This is a genomic window from Pseudomyxococcus flavus (assembly GCF_050038885.1).
GTDB classification, from domain to species: domain Bacteria; phylum Myxococcota; class Myxococcia; order Myxococcales; family Myxococcaceae; genus Myxococcus; species Myxococcus flavus.
On sequence record NZ_CP143624.1, the window covers coordinates 2,837,526 to 2,862,187 of the forward strand.

The 24,662-nt window shown below is 72.1% G+C and carries 19 protein-coding genes; 10 read left to right on the forward strand and 9 right to left on the reverse strand.

Annotated features, from left to right (window positions below; translation table 11 throughout):
• Positions 1 to 3: 3 nt before the first annotated feature.
• Complete coding sequence (locus VZL07_RS11965) at positions 4 to 2,250, reverse strand: CRISPR-associated endonuclease Cas3'' (protein ID WP_426755632.1); 2,247 nt, start codon at positions 2,248 to 2,250, stop codon at positions 4 to 6.
• 210 nt (positions 2,251 to 2,460) lie between these two features.
• Here VZL07_RS11965 and VZL07_RS11970 point away from each other — a divergent pair, with 210 nt between their 5' ends.
• Positions 2,461 to 2,649: a hypothetical protein gene (locus tag VZL07_RS11970; protein WP_426755633.1), complete on the forward strand. Its 189-nt coding sequence runs from the start codon at positions 2,461 to 2,463 to the stop codon at positions 2,647 to 2,649.
• A 102-nt stretch (positions 2,650 to 2,751) separates the two neighbouring features.
• Positions 2,752 to 3,465, forward strand: a complete 714-nt coding sequence (locus VZL07_RS11975; RefSeq protein WP_426755634.1) for an esterase family protein — start codon at positions 2,752 to 2,754, stop codon at positions 3,463 to 3,465.
• A gap of 10 nt (positions 3,466 to 3,475) precedes the next feature.
• Here VZL07_RS11975 and VZL07_RS11980 read toward each other — a convergent pair whose 3' ends face one another.
• From VZL07_RS11980 to VZL07_RS11995, 4 genes are all read right to left on the reverse strand, one after another.
• Positions 3,476 to 4,873, reverse strand: coding sequence for an MATE family efflux transporter (locus tag VZL07_RS11980; RefSeq protein WP_426755635.1), 1,398 nt, complete (start codon positions 4,871 to 4,873; stop codon positions 3,476 to 3,478).
• 158 nt (positions 4,874 to 5,031) lie between these two features.
• Positions 5,032 to 7,140 carry a beta-propeller domain-containing protein gene (locus VZL07_RS11985; RefSeq protein ID WP_426755636.1) on the reverse strand — a complete coding sequence of 703 codons (2,109 nt, stop codon included), beginning with the start codon at positions 7,138 to 7,140 and terminating at the stop codon, positions 5,032 to 5,034.
• 157 nt (positions 7,141 to 7,297) lie between these two features.
• Positions 7,298 to 8,458, reverse strand: coding sequence for a TIGR02266 family protein (locus VZL07_RS11990; protein ID WP_426755637.1), 1,161 nt, complete (start codon positions 8,456 to 8,458; stop codon positions 7,298 to 7,300).
• Positions 8,459 to 8,528: 70 nt separating this feature from the next.
• The gene (locus VZL07_RS11995) at positions 8,529 to 10,355 is read right to left on the reverse strand and encodes an Hsp70 family protein (RefSeq protein WP_426755638.1); all 1,827 of its coding nucleotides are present in this window, start codon (positions 10,353 to 10,355) and stop codon (positions 8,529 to 8,531) included.
• A 191-nt stretch (positions 10,356 to 10,546) separates the two neighbouring features.
• Between VZL07_RS11995 and atpH the strand changes: the two genes are divergently transcribed.
• The 3 genes from atpH to atpA all read left to right on the forward strand — a co-directional run bounded on the left by atpH (position 10,547) and on the right by atpA (position 14,512).
• Complete coding sequence (gene atpH, locus VZL07_RS12000) at positions 10,547 to 11,095, forward strand: ATP synthase F1 subunit delta (protein ID WP_426755639.1); 549 nt, start codon at positions 10,547 to 10,549, stop codon at positions 11,093 to 11,095.
• Between the two features lie 146 nt (positions 11,096 to 11,241).
• On the forward strand, positions 11,242 to 12,717 hold the full coding sequence (locus VZL07_RS12005) for a PAS domain-containing sensor histidine kinase (RefSeq protein WP_426755640.1): 1,476 nt from the start codon (positions 11,242 to 11,244) through the stop codon (positions 12,715 to 12,717).
• A 247-nt stretch (positions 12,718 to 12,964) separates the two neighbouring features.
• Positions 12,965 to 14,512, forward strand: coding sequence for a F0F1 ATP synthase subunit alpha (gene atpA, locus VZL07_RS12010; protein ID WP_426755641.1), 1,548 nt, complete (start codon positions 12,965 to 12,967; stop codon positions 14,510 to 14,512).
• Between the two features lie 78 nt (positions 14,513 to 14,590).
• Here atpA and VZL07_RS12015 read toward each other — a convergent pair whose 3' ends face one another.
• The gene (locus VZL07_RS12015; RefSeq protein WP_426755642.1) at positions 14,591 to 15,439 is read right to left on the reverse strand and encodes an HAD family hydrolase; all 849 of its coding nucleotides are present in this window, start codon (positions 15,437 to 15,439) and stop codon (positions 14,591 to 14,593) included.
• Positions 15,440 to 15,649: 210 nt separating this feature from the next.
• Between VZL07_RS12015 and VZL07_RS12020 the strand changes: the two genes are divergently transcribed.
• The 4 genes from VZL07_RS12020 to VZL07_RS12035 all read left to right on the forward strand — a co-directional run bounded on the left by VZL07_RS12020 (position 15,650) and on the right by VZL07_RS12035 (position 20,897).
• A complete protein-coding gene (locus VZL07_RS12020; RefSeq protein ID WP_426755643.1) occupies positions 15,650 to 17,869 on the forward strand; it encodes an ATP-binding protein in 2,220 nt (739 codons plus the stop codon).
• Between the two features lie 43 nt (positions 17,870 to 17,912).
• Positions 17,913 to 18,275, forward strand: a complete 363-nt coding sequence (locus VZL07_RS12025; protein WP_426755644.1) for a hypothetical protein — start codon at positions 17,913 to 17,915, stop codon at positions 18,273 to 18,275.
• Between the two features lie 156 nt (positions 18,276 to 18,431).
• A complete protein-coding gene (locus tag VZL07_RS12030) occupies positions 18,432 to 19,940 on the forward strand; it encodes a hypothetical protein (RefSeq protein WP_426755645.1) in 1,509 nt (502 codons plus the stop codon).
• 105 nt (positions 19,941 to 20,045) lie between these two features.
• On the forward strand, positions 20,046 to 20,897 hold the full coding sequence (locus VZL07_RS12035; protein WP_426755646.1) for a hypothetical protein: 852 nt from the start codon (positions 20,046 to 20,048) through the stop codon (positions 20,895 to 20,897).
• A 13-nt stretch (positions 20,898 to 20,910) separates the two neighbouring features.
• Here VZL07_RS12035 and VZL07_RS12040 read toward each other — a convergent pair whose 3' ends face one another.
• Positions 20,911 to 21,312: a response regulator gene (locus tag VZL07_RS12040; protein ID WP_426755647.1), complete on the reverse strand. Its 402-nt coding sequence runs from the start codon at positions 21,310 to 21,312 to the stop codon at positions 20,911 to 20,913.
• Between the two features lie 189 nt (positions 21,313 to 21,501).
• On the opposite strand from VZL07_RS12040, the gene VZL07_RS12045 reads away from it, so the two are divergent.
• Positions 21,502 to 22,551 (forward strand): hypothetical protein, encoded by a 1,050-nt coding sequence (locus VZL07_RS12045; RefSeq protein WP_426755648.1) that lies wholly within the window; start codon positions 21,502 to 21,504, stop codon positions 22,549 to 22,551.
• A gap of 70 nt (positions 22,552 to 22,621) precedes the next feature.
• Here the strand turns inward: VZL07_RS12045 and VZL07_RS12050 are convergent, their stop codons facing one another.
• Positions 22,622 to 23,308, reverse strand: coding sequence for a nucleotidyltransferase family protein (locus tag VZL07_RS12050; protein ID WP_426755649.1), 687 nt, complete (start codon positions 23,306 to 23,308; stop codon positions 22,622 to 22,624).
• A gap of 181 nt (positions 23,309 to 23,489) precedes the next feature.
• Positions 23,490 to 24,452 (reverse strand): glutathione S-transferase family protein, encoded by a 963-nt coding sequence (locus VZL07_RS12055; protein WP_426755650.1) that lies wholly within the window; start codon positions 24,450 to 24,452, stop codon positions 23,490 to 23,492.
• Between the last annotated feature and the right edge of the window lie 210 nt (positions 24,453 to 24,662).

The window sequence follows — 24,662 nt, forward strand, 5'->3', positions numbered from 1 at the left end:
GTCTCAACCGGGAATGAGGAACTCCGGGTCGAAGATGCCGACCCGGTCCAGAAGAAGGCCGAAGCGCTCGTGGTACGCGGGCTCGTGCTCCGGCCCCAGGTACGCCACCGTCTCCGCGGCGAGCCGGGCCAGCTCCCGCGCCAGCCATGCCTCCCGAAGCTTGCGGGGCACCGTCACCGTGAAGCGCTGCAGCGCGCGTAGCCGCTCTCGTGAGGGGCCTCGCTCACGCAGCGCCTCCAGGAGCGGCTCGCAGTCCCCATAGGGCACCACCACCGATGCGCTCCAGTCGTCCTCGACGAGCTTGAACGCCCTGGCCACCTCCGCGAAGTGGAGCTTCTCGCGCAGCGACTGGATGCCCTTCTCGTCCAGCCTGCGCGTGGCGTAGAGCCGCTCGAAGTACTGCTGGAAGCTCTCGGGCGCGAACAGGTCCAGGTCTGGCGACTGCTCCAGCAGGCCGCGCGTGACGTCCTGGGCGGCACGAGGAACGCCCCTGGGTGGCTGGGTCTCGGGTTCGTAGACGCGCAGCTCTCCGAGCCCTTCCAGCAAGCCTTCGCGGTTGCACCGGCCAGCGGCCTGGGCCAGCGAATCGAGCCCGCCCAGCCCTCGGAAGACGACGGCGAAGTCCAGGTCCACGCCCGCCTCGACGAGCTGGGTGGCCACCAGCCGAACCGGCTCTCCTCGCCGCTTGCGGGCCTTGATGTCCGCGAGCACCTTCGAGCGATGCTCCGGGCACATCAGCGCGGACAGGTGCAGCGTCTCCTGGTGTCCCAGCCGCGCGTTCACGAGCTCACAGAGCCGTCGCGCGTCATCCCGCAGGTGGACCACCGCGAGGACGTCCCGCTCGGCGGCCACGGCGTCGGCCAGCTCGGCGTAGGGGAGCTTTCGCCCAGGGGCAGGCCACCGCACCCGCACCCGGCGCAGGCGCTCGAAGGCGCGCACCGAGGCCGGGACGATTTCACGCGCCTCCGGCAGCCCCTCCTGAAAGTCCGGGCGGCGGCTCAGCGCCGGCTGCGTGGCGGTGCAGATGACCACCGAGCTGCCGTAGTCCTTCACCAGCGCGCCCAGGCCATCCAGGATGGGCGCCAGCAGCGACGGCGGCAGCGTCTGCGCCTCGTCGAGCACGATGACGCTCCGGGCCACCCGGTGCAGCTTCCGGCATGCCGACGGGCGGTTGGCGAAGAGGCTCTCCAGGAGCTGCACCGTGGTGGTGACGATGACGGGCGCATCCCAGTTCTCACTCGCGACGCGATTGAGCGCGGTCTCCCTCCCGGGGTCGACGGCGGAGTGATGCTCGATGACGGCGTGCTCCAGTCCCTGGAAGGCCTGCCGGTACGCCTCCGCGCTCTGCTCGATGATGGAGGTATAGGGAATGGCGACGATGACGCGCCGGAGCCCGTGCGTTCGAGCGTGTTCTAGCGCGAAGGCCATGGACGTCAGCGTCTTCCCTCCGCCCGTCGGCACCGTCAGGCTGAAGACCCCTGGACGCTGGGACGCAGCTTCCACCGCCGCCGCGAGCACCTCGCGGCGCACGCTGTTGACCTCCGTGTCCGGGGCACCTCGCTGCATCTCCTCCAAGAAGGCACGAAGGCGCTCGGCGAGTCGTGGCAGGGACACCGGCACTTCGCGCGCCGCGCTCCGGCTCGCGTCGAAGAAGGCTTCCGTGTCCAGGAAGTCCGCGTCACAGAGCACGGAGAAGAGCATCCGTGTCCAGAGCTCCAGCTGACGTGGCTCGAGCTGCAACAGCACGTCCGGCGCGAAGCCCAGCGGCCCCTCCAGCAACGCGGGGACGTCGCACCGCGCCCGCGCATCCGCGAGCAGTGCCTGCTTCTCCTTGCGCCCCAGGCGCTCCTTGAATTGCGCCAGGTCCGGCAGCCCCGCGTGGTGCCCGGCAATCGCCAGTGCCAGTGGGAGCAAGCGGCGGTCCCGACCCAGCGCCCAGAGCGCTCCTGCCGTCGAGTGGTCCCGCTCCAGCGCGCCCTCTTTCTCCAGGTGCGCCTCGAAGCCGTTCTCCTTGCGGATGCGTATCTGGAAGTCCCGGGTGTACTTGCCCAGGTCATGCCAGCGCCCCGTGGCCAGGGCGGGTGCGCGCAAATCCTCTCGTGGCGCCAAGCTGGCGGCCCATTGCCCCACGGCCTCCAGATGCTCGCGTAACAGGTGAGGGCGGTCGTCTTCCGTCACATGAGCCAATGGCTCATCCGTGACCACGCGTGGCCGTGATGGTTCCCCAGGGCGCTCCGGGCCCTTCGTCATGGCACTCCCCCCGCCGCACACGTGCCCGCTCGTGAAAGCGGACGCGTGCGTCTGGATTCTGGTTTCCGGCGACTGACAGGCACAAGACGCCTTGTCCTACGGATGTTCCAGACGCGCTCTCCCCCCGGGGTGGTATGTCCGAGAATGGAGAATGCGGGCAGACTGGCTCACGGCGTCGAACCGTCTGCGTCTCGGCCCACGGGATTACCCATGAGAGGCGCCGTCGCCAACACGACGACCTGCGCTCCCGAGGTCGAGGCCGCCCTCGAGGCGCTCTCCCACGGAGGCACGAACGCAGACCGCTCCGGCCTCCTGGACGCGGGCGTGACGCTGGGCTGCACCCTCCAACTGGCGCGGCGCGAAGGCCGTGGGAGCTGCAACGAAATCCCAGCCGGGTAACCGCCGACTCGGCAAAGGCAGACAGCCGCGCAGGTGTTCACTGGCGGGCGGCCATCGCACCCAGGTCGCAGCCGTTGACGCGTTGCGATTAAGTTGCGCGCCATGAACCGCGAATACCACCGCTGGTACAGCGAGCGGCTGCACCGCGACATGGAGCTGCTCATCTTCGGCCACTCGGGCGAGCCGGTCCTCCTGCTGCCGACGAGCAAGGGCCGCTTCTTCCAGGCCGAGGACTTCGGCCTCATCGGCGCCATCGCCGACCGCATCCAGTCCGGCCGATACGTGGTGGTGTGCCCGGACTCGGTGGACGAGGAGTCGTGGTTCAACACCGCCATCCACCCGGCGGACCGCGTCCGGCGCCACCAGCAGTGGGAGGACTACCTCCTCCACGAGGTGGTACCCCTGCTCAAGGGCCGCAGCACCGGCGGGCGCCTCACCCTGGCCGGGTGCAGCTTCGGCGGCTTCCACGCGTACAACATCGGGCTGCGCCACCCGCACGTCTTCCGCCGGCTGCTGTCCATGGGCGGCAAGTTCGAGACGGACGAGTTCCTCGATGGCCACCACGACACGGACGTCTACTTCCACTCGTGCACGGAGTGGCTGCCCAACCTCACGGACCCGGCGCTGCTGTCCGCGCTCCAGCGCGTGGAGATGGTGCTGGCCGTGGGCGAGCACGACTTCTGCCGCCCCTCCAACGAGCACCTCTCCAAGCTCCTGTGGCGGAAGGACATCGGCAACCACCTCGCCGTGTGGCAGGGCGGCACGCACGACTGGCCCGTGTGGCGGCAGATGATTCAGCAGTACCTGCCCTGGTAGGCGCGCGGCGCTACGCTTCGACCGGACGCAGCGTGCCCGCGCTCATCCGGTTGAAGCGCCACAGCAGTGCCACCGCCACGGTGATGAGCCCCGCGCACAGGCCCCACCAGATGCCCACCACGCCCAGCCCCAGCTTGAAGCCCAGCAGCAGTGTCAGCGGCAGGCCAATGGCGTAGTGCCCCACCATGTTGGCCACGAAGGTGAAGCGCGTGTCGCCCGCGCCGCGCAGCACGCCCGCGCCCACGCCCTGGACGCCATCGAACACCTGGAAGACGGCGCTCACCATCAGCAGCGGCACCACCAACGGCAACACGTCCTCGGGCGCTCCGGCCAACCGCGCCAGCGGCTCCGGGAACAGCGCGAACATCAGCCCGCCCAGCGCCATGAACCCCGCGCCTCCCGCGAAGGCCATGAAGCCACTCAGCCGCGCCTGCCGCCCGTTGCGCGCGCCCACCGCCCAGCCCACCCGCACGCTGCCCGCATTGCCAATACCCATGGCCACCGTGAAGGTGACGCTCGCGAAGGAGATGGCAATCTGGTGCGCGCCCACGCTCGCCGGGCCCAGGCTCGCCGACAGCACCCCCGCCAGCGCGAACACACCAATCTCCGCGGCGAAGTGGAGGCCAATGGGGATGCCCAGCTTCACCGCCTGGGACAGGTCCGCCCACACCGGCAACCGCGTGGACGCCTCAGCGCCCGCCAGTGGACGCGCCCGCACCGCGAACACGACGACCGCCAACTGCACCCCGGTGCACAGCGTCGTCGCCAGCGCGGAGCCCGCCACCCCCATGGCGGGTATCGCTCGCAGCGGCCCGAAAGCGGCTGGCAGCACCTCGCCGCCGAACACCAACAGCACGTCCGCGGCCAGGTTGAAGACGTTGGCCGCCACCGTCGCCACCACCAGGGGCCGCGTATACGCCGTGGACTGGCAATACGAGCGCACCATGAGGAAGGCCAGCATCAAGGGCATGCTGGGCGCGCGCCACACCAGGTAGTCCCGCGCGCCCGCAACCTCGTCCGCGCCAATGCCGCCCAGCAACAGCAAGGGCGGCATCAGCACCAACAGCGACGCCAGCAGCACCCCCGCGAACAGCGCCAGCCAGGCGCCCTGCCACAGCAGCCCCCGCGCCCGGGTGAAGTGCCGCGCGCCCATGGCCTGGGACATCATGGGGTCGAAGCCCATCATCAGGCCCATGCCGAAGGAGCTGACCGCGAAGAAGAGGCCGTTGCCCAGGCCCACCGCCGCCAGCGAGGACGTCCCCGCACGGCCCACCACCAGCGTGTCCACCAGGCCCATGAGCGCCTGGCCGCCCTGGGCGATGGCGATGGGAATCGCCAGCCGCGCCAGCTCACGCAGCTCGGTACGAGGGGACTTCACGGAAGGTAGGGACGAGACGGCGGTCGACATGGGGAGTGCGCCTATAGCGCCTTCCGGAAGGGAATGCGCTGCCCGCGTCTGACGCCTCGCGGCCCCCCCGCCTGACCGGGGGGCGCCGCCCTGTCTCCGTGACACGTCACCCCTGGAATCCCCGACGACCCAGGGGGCGTGCCACCGTCACTCCCGCGTCACGGCAGCATGGGCGGCAGGAAGGGCGCGGTGGCCACCGGCGTCTGCACGTTGGCCACGTGAGCCACGCGCAGGCCCGCGTCGGAGATGGCGTAGACGTAGTCGTCCGCCATGATGCTGCGGCGCACTGTGGGCTGCCAGTACCAGTTCCAGCCCTGGAAGTTGATGGTCTGGAACATGTCCCGCACGGAGACGGTGCCCACCGGCGAGAAGCCCGTGGCGGTGTCCACGCGGAAGACGCGCAGCTCGCTGCGGAAGCCGGACCAGTAGTCAGGGGCGGTGTAGTCCCAGTCCGTGAAGGGGAGCGCCAGGAGCCCCTTCGCCGGGAAGTAGGTGAAGGCCTTGTGCTCGTGGAGCGCCTCGCTGTGGCTGCTCATCGAGCCCAGCTGGTACGTGAAGGCCTCCTTCGGCTGGGCCAGGTCGCTCACGTCGAAGAGCGACAGCTTCAACGCGCGGTCCTGCCAGGTGCCGTCCTCGTTGCGGTGCTCGCCGAAGGTGAGCAGGTGCGTGTCCCCCAGCGGGTGGATGTAGGTGGAGAAGCCTGGAATCTTCAGCTCGCCCACCTTGCGCGGGTTCGCCGGGTCGCTCAGGTCGAAGGTGAAGAGCGGGTCCACCTGCCGGAAGGTGACGACGTAGCCGCGCGTGCCCACGAAGCGGGCGCTGAAGATGCGCTCGCCGCGGGCGAGGTCCTCGCTGCGGCCCAGCTCCTCGAGGTGTCCGCCCTCTTCAATCAGCGTCACCACGCGGTTGAGGGTCTCCGGGGGCGTCCACGAGGTCACCCCGTCGTTGTTCCCCGTGTCCTCCGGCGGGAGCTCCACGGTGGTGGCCACGCGCAGCACCCCTTCATGCTCGTCCATGGCGAACTGGTTGGAGATGTAGCCCTCCACCGTGCCGCTGCCCACGTAGGTGGCACCGTTCGGGTCGCGGATGTCGAACTTGTGGAGGTACGTGTGCGGCGTCTGACCCGGCTCCGGCCACCACCACCAGTGGCGGGCCGCCAGGTAGAGCGAGTCCTTGGACGCGTACACCTCGCCGGGCGTGGCCACCAGGCTGGTGCGGCCGGGTACCGCGTCGCGCTCATCCAGGTTCAGCGACAGCACCGACACGAAGCCCAGCCCCGTGGGCGCGTTGGTCCGGTAGAAGGACGAGCACTCATACGTCAGCGGCGTCTCCGCGCCGTCCGGGGCCACGCGCCGGCCCGGCGGCAGCCACTGCTCCAGCGTCTGCGCGCGGATGCGCTGCTCGTTCTGCGTCATGAGCGCGTCCAGGTACGCGGCCATGAGGTTCCGGTCGTTGAAGATATCGGAGGAATACTCGGGGTAGAGGCGAACGCCCTCCGGCCAGTCGAACCCGTCCGCCAGCACCAGCCGCACCGCGCCGTCCACGCGCCGGGCATTGAGGTAGGTGCCGGGCACGTAGACCTGCTCCACCACCTGGGGCGCCGCCAGGTCCGCCACATCCACCACCGTCACCTTCACGGTGTTGTTGTACATGGAGCCACAGAGCAAGCCCGCGCAGTCCGTGGCCGGCATGGGGGCCCCGCCCGGGAGGCGGTCCTCCTTCGCGTCCCCGGTCCGGGGCTCGTACACATCCGAGGTGATGACCAGCCGGTTGCGCTCGGCATCGAGCAGCATCTCCCGCGGCCAGCCCTCCACCTCCAGCACGGCCGTCCGCGTGAGCTGCTCCGCGGGCCACGAGCGGTGGACATAGAGGCGGGTGCCCGACAGCACGAAGATGCGGTTGCCATCGTTCTGCACGAAGTCCGCCTCGTGCACGCCGGCCACCTGGTTGTTGGTGCCCGTGTAGTCGTTCGGCGCGTCCCCGTCTCCGGACGAGTCCTCCGGAGGGGGCGCGCCCGTCGTGGGCGACTCGTCTCCCCGTCCGCCGCCGAAGTAGTACGTCTTGTAGGTCTCCAGCGCCGCGCGCATCTGCTTCGTCGCGGTGTCCTCGATGTGCTGCTCCAGGGACTCGCAGCCGGGGAAGGCCTCCAGCCGGGCCGCCTGCTGCACGGGCTCGTTCTCGATGGGGGACTTCCGGGAACCCTCGTCACAGCCCGCGGCGACCACCGCCGCCACTCCGGCCCAGCTCCAGCGTTTCCACTGCCGCATTCGACCCTCCCTTTTGAACATCGGCCCCGCTGGCGGCGTCCGGACCTCGCCGGTGTCCCGTCCGCCAGCGGCGGCCGTGACCTCTGCCACCCGCGTGCCAGGGATTGCCTCACCCGAAAGTCCCGGGCTGCGGGGTGGCCGCGCGCGCCCCCGCCTCTCAGAAACCTGATGCGCGAGGAGCCCCGGGAGCCGGAAAACCGAGACCCCGTGGAACGAAGCGGACGAACTGCTGGGTGAGCACCGGGTCCATCTGCTCCAGGCGCAGCCCCATGCCCGCGGCGGCGCGGAAGGGGCCCGGCGGCAGGGGCGGGTTGGACCACGCCACCGTCGCCTCGGCGGTGCACGGCGCGCGCTGGCCGGCCAGCAGCACCTTCAGCGACAGCCGGGTGCCCTCGCGGGCCGGGGTGAGCGTGCGGACGAAGAGCGCCCCGGGGCCGGCGTCATGACTGAAACCCGACAGCGTCGTCCCGGTGGGCGTGGCGAACTCCACCACCGTGAAGAAGGGCACGCGCTCGGCGGCGCGCAGCGGCGTGTGCCCCGGAATCAGGCGCCCCAGCACGCGGCCCAGCAGCTCGTCCGCGCCCATGTGGCGCTTCTCCAGGAGCGGCGCGCCGGCCAGCGCCTGCGCGCGGGCGAGCACCTCTTGCGACTCCTCCGCGCGAGACAGCAGGACCAGGGGCTTGCGCGGGTGCGCGTCCCGCAGCTTCGCCGCCAGGGCCAGGGCCTCGCGGGGCGTGCGCGACACATCCACCACGAAGCCATCGAGCCGCGCGCCATGGTCGGCCGCGAGGTTCGCCGCGTCGCCCATGTCCCGCGCGTAGAGGACGTGGAGGCCCTCCTGCTCCAGCGAGCCACCCAGGAAGGTGTGCAGGAAGCGCCCGCCCTCCACCAGCAGCACGCGGCGCCCGCGCGCGAGCGCGTCGTGGGCGCGCTCCCGGGCCTGGCGCACCGCGGCCAGCTTGGCCTCGAGCGCCCCCAGCGCCACCGGCTTGGGCAGGAAGTCATCGGCGCCCGCGCGCCAGCAGTGCATCACCTCGTGCGGCTCGCCGCCGGAGGTGAACATGATGACGGGCACGTTGCGCCCCGCCGGGTGCGCCTTCACCCGCCGGCACACCTCGTCGCCCTGCATGCGCTCCATGCGCAGGTCCAGGAGGATGAGCGACGGCGTGCGCCGGGCCAGCTCGGCCAGACACGCCTCGCCGCCCTCCAGCGCCACCGCCTCGCAGCCCAGCCGCGACAGGTGCAGCCGCACCACCTCCCGGGCGGTGCGGGAGTCGTCCACCACGAACACGGTGTCGCGCGCGGGAGGAGGGCTCATGCGTTCACGGATAGGCGGAAAGTGGGGCCGCGGCCACGGGCGCCGGGGGCCACCGTTCGGGGATGGACGCTCAGGCGCGCGGCTCCTGGCGGCCGGACAACAGCCGGGTGAGCTGACGGGCGATGACGGCGCACTGCGCGGTGTTGCCGCTGTCCAGCGCGCTGCGGCCACCGTCCAGCAGGCGCTGCACGGTGCCCAGGGTGGCCTCGGCCTCGGGGCTGGGGTTCTCCTGCGCGCTGCGCTGGAGCAGCCGCGCCAGCTTCTCGCCGCGCTCCAGCAGCTTGCGGAACAGCTCCTCGGCGCGCTTGGCGTCCACCACGCCCTGCGAGCGCGCGTAGCTGGCCTGCTCCGCGCCCAGCTTCTCCGCCTCGCCGTGGGGCAACCCCGCACGGGCCTCCAGCCGGACGGCCTCCATGTTGCCGGTGGTCAGGTCCGTGGCCTTGACGGAGAGAATCGCCTCGCTGGACAGCTCGAAGACGACCTCCAGGGGCACGTCCCCGCGCGCGGCGACGTGGAGGCGCTTCAGCACCACCTCGCCCAGCTTGTAGTTCTCGTCCTGGAACTCGCTCTCGCCCTGGTACACGGGGATGCGCGCTTCCTGCTGGCCGGAGCTGCCGGGGTAGAAGATGTCGCGCGCCACCACCGGCACGCCGGTGTTCTTGGGGATGAGCCGCTTCACGCGCCCGCCCATGACGCCCACGCCCAGGCTCTGGCTGGCCACGTCCAGGAGCAGCGCCTGGCCGGACTGGCGGATGAGCTCGTCGGCCTGCACCGCGGCGCCCAGCGCGACGGCCTCGTCCGGGTGCACGTCCGTGGAGGGCGCGCGGCCGAAGAAGTCCGCCACCAGCCGCCGCACCAGCGGCACGCGCGTCATGCCGCCCACCAGCAGCACCGCGTCCACCGCGTGCGGGTCCATCTTCGCCTCGCGCATCACCGACTCGCAGACCTCCAGGCAGCGGCGCGACAGCGGCTCGGACAGCGTCTCGAAGAAGGAGCGCGTCAGCACCGTCTCCAGCTCCACCATGCGCTTGCCCGGGGCGGAGTGGTCTCCCAGCCCGGCGACGTAGATGGAGGCCTCTTCCTTGTCGGTCAGCTCGCGCTTGGCGGACTCGGCGGCCACCTTCAGCCGGCGCAGGCTCTGCGCGTCCTGCGACACCACGTGGCGGAGCTCGTCGTCCACCTGGGCCAGCAGCCACTGGACGATGCGCTGGTCGAAGTCCTCGCCGCCCAGCTTCGGGTCGCCGCCGGTGGCGCGCACCTCGAAGACGCCGGCCTTCACCTCGAGGATGGACACATCGAAGGTGCCACCGCCCAGGTCGAACACCAGCGCGTTGCCCTCGAAGCCGCGCGACAGGCCATACGCCAGCGCCGCGGCGGTGGGCTCGTTCACCAGCCGCACCACGTCCAGCCCGGCGATGTTCGCCGCCTCGCGCGTGGCCTGCCGCTGGTTGTCGTCGAAGTTGGCCGGGACGGTGATGACGCACTTGGTGACGGGGCGCCCGAAGTGCGCCTGCGCGTCCAGGGCCAGCTCGCCCAGAATCATCGCGGACACCTGCGTGACGGGCATCACCCGCCCCGCCAGCCGCACGCGCACGTCGCCCGAGGGCCCGGCCACCAGCGGATACGGCACCAGCGCCTTCGCCTCCTGCACCAGCTCCGGCGTGTAGCGGCGCCCCAGGAAGCGCTTGGTGGCCCACACCACGGAGTCTGGATGCTCCTCGGCCAGGGCCTGCGCGGCGACGCCCACCACGCGCTCACCGGCTTTGTTCACGCCCAGGGTGGACGGCGTCAACCGGCCACCCGCGCGCGCGGGAATCAGGCGCGGGCGACCGTCTTCCACGGTCGCCACGGCGCTGTTGGTGGTACCCAGGTCGATGCCGATGACAGGGTCGTGCATGAGGGGCCAGGAGGACACCACCCTACGGGCGTTCACGCCACCTCGCCAAGTCCCCTTCCCGCGCCCGCCTGCCGATAAGCGTCGCTTTCCCGCCCCACAGGCCGGGGCGCCGGGCATGCGGACGCCTCCAGGCCCCCTGTCCGCCACGGACGTTGCCCGGCCGTGGCCCCCGTGCTAAGGGCGCGACCGCCATGGTGAACGTGTCGATTGCCCGCCGCTACGCCCGCGCCCTCCTCGATGTCGCTACGGAGGCGGGCCGCACTGACGCCGTCGCCGAGCAGCTCACCGCTCTCGCCGATGTCATCGCGAAGAACGCCGAGCTGACCGACGTGCTCGTCAACCCCGCCTACACCCGCGAGCAGCGCCTCCACGTGGTGGAGTCGGTGATGAAGGCCATCCCCGGCGGGGTGGAGCCGACGCTGGCCAACACCCTCCGCCTGCTGGTGGACCGCAACCGGCTGGGTTACCTGGGCGACATCGCCCGCCTCTTCCGTGACATGGCGGACGCCCGCGCCGGCCGCGTGCGGGGTCATGTCACCAGCGCCGCGCCGCTGCCCGCGGACGCCCTGGCCCAGCTCCAGCAGACGCTCCAGCAGCTCACCCAGCGCAACGTCCTGCTGGAGACGCGCGTGGACCCCAGCCTCCTGGGCGGCGTGGCCGCGCAGGTGGGCAGCATCCTCTACGACGGCAGCATCCGCACCCAGCTCGAGGAGATGCGCCGCGAGCTGAAGCAGCGCTGAGCCCGGCCGCACGCCCGGCAACCAACGTTCCAGGTCGTCCGCATCACCCCGCAGTCCAGGGCTAACCGGTATTCCCTGTAGGCCCTGACAGCGGTATAGTCGGGGGTGTCGCGGGACAAACCCGTGCCACCCCGGGCGACCTGAACATGGCGCAGTCCCTACCCCACCGGTTATCCGAAGGTCCGTCCTGGCTGGCGGCACCCGAGGAGGTTCGCCCCTTCCTCGGCGCGCTCCTCCAGGCGGCGGGGTGTGGCGTGGCCCTGCTGGACCGGGAGCTCCGGCCGCTGTGGGTGAACGCCGCGCTGGCGGCGCTCTCCGGACTGGAGCCGCGCGCGCACCTGGGCCGCCCGCTGGCGGAGCTGTGGCCGCAGGTGGCGCAGGCGCTGTCACCGCTGCTGGCCCGCGCGCTCGCGGGCGAGGACGTGGCGGAGGCGCCCCTGCGGGGCGTGCTGGCGCCGTCCGCGGGTGAGCGGCACCTGCGCGTGGGCCTGTCGCCCGCCCTCCATGGCGGCGCGCTCGCGGGCGTGGCGCTGTGGGTGCGTGACGAGACGGAGCGGGTCCTGGAGGAGCAGCGGCTGCGCGCGCGCGAGTCGCACATGCGCAGCCTGGCGGACGTGGCGTGCGACGGGCACTTCCTGCACGACAACGGCATCGTGCTGGACGCCAACCGCGCGGTGACGCAGCTGCTGGGCTACTCGACGCCTTCGGAGCTGATCGGCCGCCACCTGGCGGACTACGTGGCCCCGGAGTTCCGCTCCCAGGTGGGGCTGGTGCTGAGCCGCGGGCTGGAGACGCCGTATGAAGTCGTGGTGCTGCGCCGCGACGGCACGCGCCTGCCCATCGAGGTGCTGGGGCGCTTCGTGACGTGGGAGGGCCGCCAGGTGCGGCTCGCCGCCGTCTGGGACCTCAGCGGCCGCAAGGCCGCGGAGGAGCGCACCGCCCACACCGAGCAGTTCCGCAACCAGCTGCTGGGCGTGGTGAACACCGAGCTGCGGGGCCCGCTCCAGGCCATCCAGCAGGGGACCCGCTCGCTGCAGCACCTGGACGGGCTGCAGGAGCCCCAGCGCACGCTGGTGGGCCAGGTGGCCCAGGCCGCCCGCCGCATGGAGCGGATGCTCCACGAGCTGATGGACTTCACCCGCGCGCGGCTGGCGGGCGGGCTGGTGCTGCGGCCGGAGCCCGCGGTGCTGGACGCGGTGCTGGCGCACGTGGTGGAGGAGCGCCGGAGGCAGCACCCGCAGCGGACGCTCCTCGTGGAGACGGAGGGCGATCTGCGCGGCCACTGGGACACCTCGCGGCTGGCGCAGCTGGCGGACCACCTGCTGGGCACCGTGCTGCACCAGGGCCCGGTGGACGCCCCGGTGGCGCTGCGCCTGGCGGGCACGGTGGGCGGCGTCACGCTGTGCGTGCACAGCCACGGGTTGAAGGTGGCCGCCGAGGAGCACGCCTCCCTCTTCGAGCCCTTCCGCAGGGAGCGCGCCGCCCCTCCGGAGGGCCTGGGCCTGGGCCTGTACCTCGCCCGGCAGATCGCCACGGCGCACGGGGGGAAGCTGGCGGTGGAGTCCTGCACCCAGGGCGGCGTGCGGTTCATCGCCTGGCTGCCCCGCGAGACGGCGCGCTGAGCGCCACCGCAACGGCTGCTGATGCCCCAGAGTAGCCAGGGGCGCCCCGAGAGCGGCCCCGGGTACGCCCTGGAAATGCTTTCCCGCCGCCGCCTGTCCCACTCCTGAACGGGTGTCCTCCTCCAGGCCGTACCGCCGGTGCCGAGCGCATTGCAGCGGGGGGGTGTGCGTGGTAAGGGGCCCCGACTTCAAGGTTTCGGCGGCCTGCCCCACGTCGGCCGCCCCTGTGCAAGGACGCAAGACGCCCATGGAAATCCGCGCCGACGAGATCAGCAGAATCATCCGGGAGCAGATCAAGGACTACGGGAAGAAGGTCACCGTCGCGGAGACGGGCACCGTGCTGTCCGTCGGTGACGGTATCGCGCGCATCTACGGCCTCGAGGGCGCGCTCGCCGGCGAGCTCGTGGAGTTCGCCAACGGCGTGCAGGGCCTCGTGCTCAACCTCGAGGAGGACAACGTCGGCGTCGCCATCATGGGCGACTTCCAGTCCATCCGCGAGGGCGACACCGTCAAGCGCACCCAGCAGATTGCCTCCGTGCCCGTGGGCAAGGAGCTGCTCGGCCGCGTGGTGGACCCGCTCGGCAAGCCGCTGGACGGCAAGGGCCCCATCAACGCCACCGAGACGCGCCGCCTGGAGGTGAAGGCGCCCGGCATCGTGTCCCGCAAGAGCGTGCACGAGCCCCTGCAGACGGGCATCAAGGCGCTGGACGCGCTGGTGCCGGTGGGCCGCGGTCAGCGCGAGCTCATCATCGGTGACCGCCAGACGGGCAAGACGGCCGTCGCCATCGACACCATCATCAACCAGAAGGGCCTGAACGTTTACTGCATCTACGTGGCCATCGGCCAGAAGCAGTCGACGGTGGCCCAGGTGGTGGAGAAGCTGACCCGCTACGGCGCCATGGAGTACACCACGGTGGTGGCGTCCAACGCCTCCGACCCGGCCCCCATGCAGTTCTTCGCGCCGTACGCCGGCGTGGCCATGGGCGAGTACTTCCGCGACAACAAGATGCACGCGCTCATCGTGTACGACGACCTGTCCAAGCAGGCCGTGGCGTACCGCCAGCTGTCGCTGCTGCTGCGCCGTCCGCCGGGCCGCGAGGCGTACCCCGGTGACGTGTTCTACGTGCACAGCCGCCTGCTGGAGCGCGCCGCCAAGCTGTCCGACGAGCAGGGCGCCGGTTCGCTCACCGCGCTCCCCATCATCGAGACGCAGGCCGGCGACGTGTCGGCGTACATCCCGACGAACGTCATCTCCATCACCGACGGGCAGATCTTCCTCGAGACGGACCTCTTCTTCGCCGGCGTCCGCCCGGCCATCAACGTGGGCCTCTCCGTGTCCCGCGTCGGTTCGGCCGCGCAGATCAAGGCCATGAAGCAGGTGGCCGGCACCATGAAGCTGGAGCTGGCGCAGTACCGCGAGCTGGCCGCCTTCGCCCAGTTCGGCTCCGACCTCGACAAGGCCACCCAGGAGACGCTGGCGCGCGGCGCCCGCATGGTCGAGCTGCTCAAGCAGGGCCAGTACGAGCCCATGCCCGTCGAGAAGCAGGTCATGCAGATCTACGCCGCCACCAACCGCGACGACCCCAAGAAGCGCGGCTGGATTCGCGACATCCCGGTGTCCGACGTGGTGCGCTGGATGCGCGAGTTCCTGGAGTTCGCCGACGGCAAGCACCCGAACGTCGCCAAGGACCTGGCGTCCAAGCGCGAGATGACCGCCGACATCAAGACGGCGCTGAACAAGGCCATCACCGAGTTCAACGAGGTCTTCCAGCCCACGCCGGGCGCCAAGGCCTAGGCCTGAGCCAGACGTGACTTGCGAGCCCCGCGCTCCCTTCACCGGGAGGCGGGGCTTCGTGTTTTCCGGGCGCGGGCTTCAGCGCAGGCGCCGCACCACCGCGTGCAGGCTGCGGTCCACGCCGCCGCGGGGCCCCAGCTGCTCCACGGCCTTCAGCTCGTAGGGCAGCACGTTGTCGCGGGCCACCAGCTGCACGTGCGCGCCCAGCGCGGCGGGCAGCGCCAGGTCCAGCTCGTAGATGTCACCGGCCACCAGCGTCTCTTCCGGCGAGGCGCCCGTGGCCTCCCAGACGCGCTTGAGGGCCTCGAAGTAGCGGCCCCGGCGCAGGTAGACGGGGCGGCGCAGCACGCCGTCCAGCGTCTGCGTCTCCGGCACCGCGGTGAAGCGGGCATCCGGCGCGTCCGGCGGGTCCAGCAGGAACTTGCGCGCGTCCCCGGACACCTTGAGCTTCTCGCGGCCTTGGGGCGCCAGCTGGTCCAGCTTCTTCTCCACCAGGTCGGTGTGCGCGTTCGTCACCACCGTCACCGGCAGGCCGGTGGCCACCAGCGCCTCCAGCACCTCCTTTGCCTCCGGCTTGAAGGCCGTGGCCGAGTGCGCGTACGCCTCGCGGTAGAGCTTCTGCACCACCTCGGAGCGGCGGGCCTCGTCCTCGCCCTGCCCGAAGCGCTGCATGAGGCGGTGGGCCGCGCAGGTGGCCGTCAGGTACGGGTCCGCCGTGGCGGGCGCCACCACCCGGCCGCCCAAATCCCACCCCAGCGAGTCCGCGCCCGCGCGCAACGCGGCGACTTCCTCCTCCCACGCGGACTCCAAATCCTCCCCCAGCGCGGCCGCCAATCCCTGCCGGAAGTGGCGCAGGAAGGGCGCGCTCTCCGCCGCCACGTCCGTGAAGGTTCCGTCGAAGTCCAGCACCACGCACGCAATCGCCATCAGACCACCGGCTCCCGAAGTTGAAGGAAAGGGCCCGGATGACGCCTCACCCATGCCCCTCGAATCAAGCCCGCCTGCATCAACGCGCCACCGGCGGCCCGGGCACCTCGGTCCCTGGAGCATCACCCCGCGGACGTTCCCCGGCCCCCTCGAGTTGTCATCCGGGAGGTGAGGCGACCAACGTACGGGCCTGACCGCAGCCCCATGCCCATGTCCGAGCCGCCTCCCTCCCGCCCCCTGCCCACCACCGACCCGGCGCGCACGTGGGCCTTCCTGGCCGAGGCCAGCCGGCTGCTCGCGGAGAGCCTGGACTGGGAGCGGACGCTCGCCACCGTGGTCCACCTGGCCGTTCAGGCGTGGGCGGACATGGCCCTGCTGGATGTCCTGGAGGACGGCGCGCGGCGCGTTCCGGGCGCGCACGCCGCCCGTGTCCCCGCGTGGCGACAGTGGCTGGAGCAGGCGCCCTCCCCGCCGAGGCCGTGGGAGGAACACGCGGCCTGGGCGCAGGCGCTCGCGGACGGGCGCTCGCTGTGGATGGCCGCGCCCACACCGGGCTGGCGGGTGGCTTCCGGGAGCAGCCCGCTGGCGCCTTCTGGCCTGGACGACCTCACGCCCCACTCCGTCCTCGTGCTGCCGCTGCGGAAGGAGGCGTCGCGGCTCGGTGTGCTCACCCTCGTCTTCCGCGAGCCCTTCCGCGGCGACACCGTGCCGCCGCTGGAGATGGCGGAGGCGTTCGCCCATCGCGCGGCGCTCGCGCTGGCGAGCGCACGCCAATACCGCGAGGCGCAGGAGGCCCTGCGGCAGCACGAAGCGCGGCTGGCGAGCGCGAGGGCCTTCCTGGATGCCGCGCCGGTGGGCATGGCCCTCTTCGACCGGGACCTGCGCTGCGTGCGCGCCAACCCGATGCAGGCCGCCTTCAACGGGGTGACGCCGGAAGAACAGGTGGGGCGCACCCTGACGGAGCTGGTGGGGCCTCGCGCCGAGCCCGTCGAGGCGGCGATGCGCGAGGTGATGCACACCGGCATGCCGGTGGTGGACCAGCTGATGACGGACGTGCTCGACGGTCAGCAGCGCCACTTCCGCGTCACCTACTTCCCGGTGATGGCCGACGACACGACGGTGGGCGTGGGCACCACCGTATCGGAGGTGACGGCGCAGAAGGTGGAGGAGGAGCGGCTGCGCTTCCTCGCCGAGGCCACCGCGCGCCTGTCGAACTCGCTGGACTGGCGCACCACGCTGCGCACCGCCGCGCAGCTGCTGGTGGGTGGGAAGCTGGCGGACTACTGCACCGTGGACGTGCTCGCCGATGACGGCCAGGGCCTGGAGCGCGTGGAGGCGCTGGCCAGCGACGCCGCCACCCAGCAACTCCTCGCGGAGGCCTTCCGCTATCCGCCGCCGCCCGGCTCGCACTCGCCCATCCGGCGCGTGCTGGAGACGGGCCGCCCGGTGCTCGCCGCGGAGGTGGACCCGGCCTGGCTGGACGCCCTCTCGCTGACGCCCGAGCACCGGCGGCTGATGATGGCGCTGGGCGCGCGCTCGGTGATGTTCGTGCCGCTGGTGGCGCGAGGCCGCTCGCTGGGGGTGCTCAGCGTCGCCTCGCAGGACCCGAACAGGCGCTACCGGGACCGCGACCTGGACTTCCTGGAGGACCTGGCCTCGCGCACCGCGCTGGCGGTGGACAACGCCTGGCTGTACCGCGAGGCCTCCCGCGCCGTGGCCGCGCGCGACGAGTTCGTCGCCATCGCCACCCACGAGCTGCGCACGCCCCTGTCCGCGCTCCAGCTCCAGCTCGCCTCGCTGCTGCGGACCGTCGACAAGGGCGTCGCGGCGTCCCCGGAGCGGCTGCGGCAGAGCCTGGCCAGCGCGCACCGCCAGACGGAGCGCTTGTCCCACCTGGTGACGCACCTGTTCGAGGTGGCGCGCATCAGCACCGGCCGCCTGACACTGGAGCGCGAGCCGGTGGACCTGTCCGCGCTGGTGCACCGACTGGTGCTGCGCATGGACGAGGCGCTGGTGGCGGCGGGCTGCGCGCCGGTGCTGCACGCGAGCGCCCCCGTCATCGCCCACGCGGACCGACTCCGGGTGGAGCAGGTGCTGATGAACCTGCTGTCCAACGCGATGAAGTACGCCCCCGGCCAGCCCGTGGAGCTGTCCGTGGAGGCCGAGGCCGGCGCCGCGCTCGTCTCGGTGCGCGACTGGGGCCCCGGCATCCCCGCCGGAGCGGCTGCTCGCATCTTCGAGCGCTTCGAGCGCGCCACCGGCGAGCACGCCCGCGCCAGCCTGGGACTGGGCCTCTACATCTCCCGCCAGATTGCCCGCGCCCACGGCGGCGAGCTGACGTTGGAGGCGCCCTCGCTGGGCCCCGGCGCGCGCTTCGTGCTGCGGCTGCCCCTGGCGGAGGTGCCGCCGGCGCCTACGTCCTCGCCTTGAAGCCTACCCCGTCGGAGCCGCTAACCTCGCGGGAATGGAAGCGATGCAGCGAGACGAGTCGGCGCCCCCGCGCCGGGCGTGGCTGCCTTGGGGCCTGCTGGTGGGCGCGGTGTTGCTCGCCACGACGGGGGCCTGGGCCGGGTCGCGCTCCATCTCCGCCCTGGTGGAACGCAACGATGCGCTGACGCGCGAGGCGGCCGAGTCCGAGGCCCGCGTCGCGGAGCTCCAGGCCCTTCGCGAGGCCATGTCGCGCCGGCTGCGGACGCTGGAGCAGCAACACCACGCCGCCTACGCCGCCGCCGTGACGGCCACCGCCGCGTGCACCACGGCCCTCCAGGCACCACCGCCCCCGGGCAATCCCGAGCCCCGGCGCGCGGCCAAGGCCAAGAAGCAGGGCCGGCGCTGACGGCGTGTTGCCCCCGGGTCCACACCGCCCGCGGGCGACGTGGCCCCCCAGGCGACACGGCCGCGCGCAACCCCGCGGAACCGCGGGCGACAGGGCGCGGCCCGCGACGTGCTACCGGCGGAGGCATCGCGTCTTCTCCTCCGAGGTCCACGTCCCATGTCGCTCTTCGTTCTCCGCGCATCCTCGCGGCCCCTGCTGGCCGCGCTCCTGGCCCTGACGGCGGTGCTGGCTCCCCCGGCCCCGGCCCGGGCGGAGCCTGGCATCCGCATCCTGAACTCGCTCCGCGCCGAGGAGCTGGCCTTCAACGCGCTCACCACCAACCGGGCCGCGCTGGACGCCCTCGTCACCCTGCCCCTGCGGACCGAGGCGTTCGCGAAGGACAGCCGCCTGCGGCACACGCTGGAGCACCCGCCCGCCCGCAGCGTGATGACGTACCTCACCCAGTGCGCCCTGCCGGCCGGCTCCGCCGTGACGTGGACCAGCCGCGCGGGCGAGACGTTCACCTTCGAGGGCGAGGTGGGGCTGTGCCCGGAGTGGGAGCGCGACAAGCCGGGCCCGTCCTGCCTGGGCTACGTGACGGCCTGCCTCCTGGCGCGCAACAACGCCTTCGGGCGCAAGGTGATGGTGTCCATGCGAGGCGAGGACCCCTCCGAGCCGAAGCGCTTCAATCCCTCGGGCGACGACAGGGCGTGGAGCCCCATGTTCCTGCCCTGCCATACGGATGAGGCGGGCCTGCAGGCCGAGTGTGGCTGGCTGGGAGAGAGCGTGGGCACCTGCGCCCCGGGCGAGCGGGTGACGGTGGCCGCGGGCGCGCCCCACCCGAGCACCTGCAGCGGCCGGCTGGGCAGCATCTTTGGCGACCGCGTGCTGCGCGTGTGCGAGGACCCACGGGGCTGCGCCTGGAAGGACCGCCTGGCGGACACGATGGACAACCCCTGCGGCGGTATCGAGCCCAGCGTGGAGTTCAAGTGCCCCGAGAGCGGTCAATACAGCCTCATGTCCGCGCCCTACTTCCGCGCCGCGATTCCCGGCTCCTGGGTGGCGCCGGTGGCCACGGTGGGGACGTACCCCGCCGCGCCCTTCGGCGCGTACACGTTCCGGGAGGGCGCCTTCTACGGGAACATGTTCGACTCGCGCGGGCTGACGGTGGAGGTCCTCCTGAATCCGGACAACTTCCACGTCACGCTGAAGAACCTGCGCTTCAAGGGCGTGGTGCACGACAACGTCCATGCCTGCCATGGCCGGGACTGGGTGGACGGAGACAGCCACCTCCGCTCGCGCATCTGCGCCAACGCCAGCATCTCCGGCGAGCACATCCAGGGCTGCATGGCCCACGCGGCGGGCCCCTGCGAGCCAGGCAGCTACAACCCCCGCAGGCCGCGCTGCAAGGTGTCCGACGGCTCCATGGTCGAGGGGGATGGCGACTTCGAGGGTTGCTCGGACACGGCCGGCATCACCCACCCCGAGCCCATCACCGTGTTCCTGCGCTCGCCCTGCGAGGGCCTCTCCACCAAGGCGCAGACCACCTGCGGGGTGACGTGCGACTTCTCCACGTCTCCGCCCAAGTGCTCGGACTCGTGCAAGGTCCAGAAGTCCCCGGGCCAGTGCCTCCAGACGGACGCGTGCCTGAACAACCCGGCCAACTGCCCGGCGCCGCCGCAGTGAGGCGCGCTCGAGGGGGACGGGAATCGGCTTTTGAATAAAGCCGGCCGCCGGGCGTCCAGGTCTCCGGCGGCCGCATCCCCGCGGCCCACCTTCAGGAGCTGACCCGTGTTCTCAATCCGGACCGTGCTGTGTGCCCTTCTCGCGCTCGGGCTGGGCCTGGGTCCGACGGCGGCCGAGGCTCGCTTCGGTAAGCGCTCGCGGCCCTCCCAGAGCGACTCCAAGAAGGACAAGAACGACAAGGAGCACGGCGCCTCCGCCATCGGCTCGGATGATGATGACGACGCGCCCCGCCGCCGCTCGCGTTCGCGCAACCGCCGGTACGTGAGCGGTGGCGCCAGCACGGCCTCCGTGCACTGGTTCACCGCCCTCTTCCTCTCCGGCAACCACCGGCTGAGCGTGACGCCGGAGCTGCGCGGGGACCGCCACGCGGCGCCGCTGTCCTTCCGCCTGGGCCTCCAGGGCGGGCCGGTCGGCGAGGGGGGCGCGGGCGCGGACGTGTTCCTCGGGCTGGAGGGACGGCGCTTCGGTATCGACCTGCGGGCGACGGGCCTGGGCCTGCCCACCGATGACGGGACGAGCGGCTCGGACACCATCACCCTGACGCAGACGCACCTCACCTGGGCGCTCATCTCTCACGAGCGTGCGCGCTTGCGCGCGGAGGCCGGTGTCAGCACCGCGCACGCGCCGGACACCTCGTTCGTCGGCCCCAGCATGGGCGTGTCCCTGGAGGCCTGCATCGCCGGGCCCCTGGACCTGGAGGCCCGCGCGCAGGTGACCCCCTTCCCGTACCGGCAGGTGGACGCCACCGCGGCGCTGGCCCTGCACCTGGGCGCGGTGGTGCTGCGCGGTGGCTACCGCGCCATGGTGCTGGACGACGCCGGCCACGTGAACTGGGACGGCACCGCCAACGTCGACACCTTCCACGGACCCTTCTTCGGCCTGGGCCTCTCCCTCTGACGGCGGGCGCGGCTCACGCGGGCGTCCGCACCGCGCCGTGGGCCGGGCAGTGCCGCCGGACCGCCTCCAGCAGCGCCTCCAGGCGCACGGGCTTGCGCAGCACGCCCACCGCGCCCGAGGGCACCGGCCCGGGCTCCGCCGACATCACCACCACCTGCGTCCCGGCGAAGCGCTCGTCCCGGCGCAGCCGCTCCAGCAGGCCGCGGCCATCCACGCGCGGAATCTCCCAGTCGAGCAGCACGAGGCAGGCCGCCTCCAGCGCCGCGAGTACCCGGAGGGCCTCCACGGCGTTGATGGCCATGGACACCTCGAAGCCCTCGTCGTGAAGCGCCTCCGCCATGGCCCCCCGAACGTCCGGGTCATCCTCCACAATCAGGACCTGCGCTTGCACCCCGGAGCCAGTCACACCCGTCACCCTAGCCCCTCTTTTCCTGTCAGGCACGAGGGACTTCCCCGCATTCCGCTCTCTGTCCAGGCATGAGCATCTGCACGGTCCGGGCGTGCAGATATTACAGCCCGGCGCGGCCCCTTCTCGCTTCGCACCGGGCGCGCTGCGCCGCGAGCTTCCACCGGATGGCACTTCCGGCGGCCGCGCCGCGCCCCGGTGTCCGCCGCCGCACAGGTATCGCTGGCGGACGGCACGCCGCACCCGGAGGCCCATGGCCCGGGGGGGCTGAAGGCGATTGAATCCACCCTCCCCCAGCCCCACGAGGAGTGGACCTTGCCCGCATCCCAGGCCGTGCTGTGCGCCGCGCTCGCGGCCGGTGTCCTCGCCCTGGGCCCGACGCCCGCCGAGGCGCGCTTCGGCAAGCGCGGCGCTTCGTCCAGCAGCAGCCAGGGCGGCTCACGCCAGGCGTCCGCTTCCCCGTCGTCTCGGGGCGCCAGCGTCCGCGAGCATCCGGCCAGGGCCATTGGTCAGCCCCAGGGCTCACGCCCCCAGCGCCGCACCCACCCGGCCAGCGCCATTGGCCAGCGCCGCCTGCCGCGGGGAGACGATGCGCCCCGAAGACGGCCGGCGCGGGTCCGCCGGTTGCCGCCGAGCTACATCGTCGCGGGCGCCGTCGTGACCGCCACGCGTCCGAGCTTCGGCTACGTGGGCGCGTCCCGCGTGGAGAGAGAGCAGGAGGACACGGTGCCGCTGCTGGTGCGCCTGGGCGTGCAGGGTGACTGGCTCGGCGAGGGCGGCGCCATGGGCCTCTTCATGGCCATGGACGGGCGGCGCCTGGGCCTGGACGCGCGCATCACCGGCATGGCGCTGCCCGCGGCGGATGGCTCGGACACCACCGAGCGCCTCACCCTGCTGAGCGCGCACGCCTCCGCGGCGCTGTGGGCGGGACAGCGGGGCCGGCTGCGCCTGGAGGCCGGTGTCGCCAGCGCGCACGCGCCGGACATCATCTTCGTGGGCCCCAGCTTCGGCGCCTCCGTGGAGGCCTGCATCGGCCCCTCGCCGGTGGACCTCGAGGCGCGCGTGCAGGCCGTGCCCTTCCCGCACCGGCAGGTGGACGCGCAGGCCGGCCTCGCCGTGCACGTCGGTTCGCTCAACCTCCGCGGCGGCTGGCGCGCGCTCTACCTCAACGACGCGGGCCACCGGGATGGCGAAGAGCACGAGGAGCGCCTCAATGGCCCCTACCTGGGGCTCGGCTTCACGTTCTGACGCGCGGCCCCCCGCGCACCGGCTGGAGCCCCGGCACGGAAGGCTCCAGCCAGACGGCCCGCCGGGCGGGCTACTCCTCGGACGCCGCGGCCATGGGCGCCGAGCTGCTCCCCAGGTCCGCCACGTTGGACGTCGCCTGTCCCGCGCCGCGCTTGCCGCGCCGCTTGGGCGGGGGCGCCAGCCGCGGCTGCATGCCGAACAGGCGCTCGTACGTCTCGGGCGTGTTGATGTTCACCACCACGCCCGGGTCCTTCACCGGCACGCGGCGCACCTTCATCGTCGCCAGCGCGGGCTCCAGCTGCGGGCCCTCCGCGGCGCGCAGCCGCTCCGCCGCGCTCCGGGAGAGCACCAGCGGCCAGCCGGGCGCGCCCTCGAACTCGGGCCGCAGCAGCTCGTCCGAGTCACCCGCCATCTTCAGGAGCGACTTGAGCGTGGACGCGCGCAGCGCCGGCATGTCCACCGGATGCAGCAGCACGACGTCCGCCCCCGACTCCAGCGCGGCGTCGAGCCCCGCCTTCACCGAGAGCAGGGGCCCTTCCTGCCACCGCTCCGCCTCCACCAGGTCCAGCCCTGGATGCTGCTCGCGCACGGCCTCGGAGTCCTTCCCCACCACGCCGAGCACCATCGCGCCCGCCTTGCCAAAGGTGGACGCCAGGGACTGGAGGAAGCTCTTGCCTCCCTCGTGCTCGATAAGCGCCTTGGGGTGGGCCATCCGCCGGGCCTCTCCCGCAGCGAGGATGATCGCCACTGCCTTCATGCCACGCCTCCTCCGCCCCCATGAATGAACGCCGCCAGGCCCGGGGGCCTCCGCTCAAAGGCTGTGGCGTCCGCGTAGGATTGCAGCCCACCCCCGGGTTCCAGCCGTCAGCCAGCCGCCAGTCACTCTGGACGGGTGTTCGCTGGAGGAGCTTCCGGGCGGGCGCTCCGTCCACCACCCGTCATCCGAAGCGCCGGGCCCTGTCATGAGGCTCCCCGAGCGGCACCGTGGGCCCCAGCGGCACCACGCGCGTGGGGTTCACCGTCGTCTGGCTCCAGTAGTAGTGCAGCTTGATGTGGTCCAGCTGCGTCGTCTCGGTGAAGCCAGGCGTCTGGTAGAGGTCCTTCAGGTAGCCCCACAGGTTCGGATAGTCCTGGATGCGCCGCAGGTTGCACTTGAAGTGGGCGTGGTACACGAGGTCGAAGCGCACCAGCGTGGTGTAGAGGCACACGTCGGCCTCGGTGAGCGTGGCGCCGCACAGGTAGCGCCGCGTGCCCAGCACCTGCTCCCAGACATCGAGCGCGGCGAACAGCTCGCGGCACGCGGCCTCGTAGGCCTCCTGGCTCGTCGCGAAGCCCGCGCGGTACACGCCGTTGTTGATGGACGGGTAGATGGCGTCCAGCGTGGCGTCCACCTGCGCGCGCAGGTGCGACGGCGCCAGCTGCACGGACGCGTCCCCGTACGCGTCGAACTCGGTGTCCAGCATCCGCAGGAGCTCGCGCGACTCGTTGTTGACCACCGTCTCGCGCTGCCGGTCCCAGAGCAGCGGCACGGTGACGCGGCCGGTGTAGTCCGCGCGGGCCTTCACGTAGAGCTCGCGCAGGAAGCGGAAGCCGTAGAAGGGCTCCGGGTCCGAGCCCGGGTAGCCCTCGAAGGTCCACCCGTCGTCGCCCATGCGCGGGTCCACCACCGTGAGGCCGATGACGTCCTCCAGCTTCTTCAGCTTGCGGATGATGGCCACCCGGCTGGCCCACGGACACGCGTAGGAGATGTAGAGGTGATAGCGGCCCGGCTCGGCCGGGAAGCCGCTGGAGCCATCCGCCGTCACGCGCTCGCGGAACACGGTGGGCGGGCGCTCGAAGCGCCCCTTCGCGTCCGGCGCGTACCAGCCCGTGTGCCACCTGCCTTCAATCAGCTGCCCCATCCGCGCGCCTCCTCACGTGTCACGTGCAACCTGTCCATCCCCGCCGCCTGGTGCAGCGCGCCCAGGCGCGCGTTCCGCTCGGAGGCCGGGGGCCGAGCGACGCGGCGTGCGGAGCGCCCGGCCTTCTTCTGACACCGCTGCAACCTTGCACCGCCAGACACCTGCGCGCACCGGGGCGCCTTGAGGCACACCCAGCCCGTCTCGCTACGG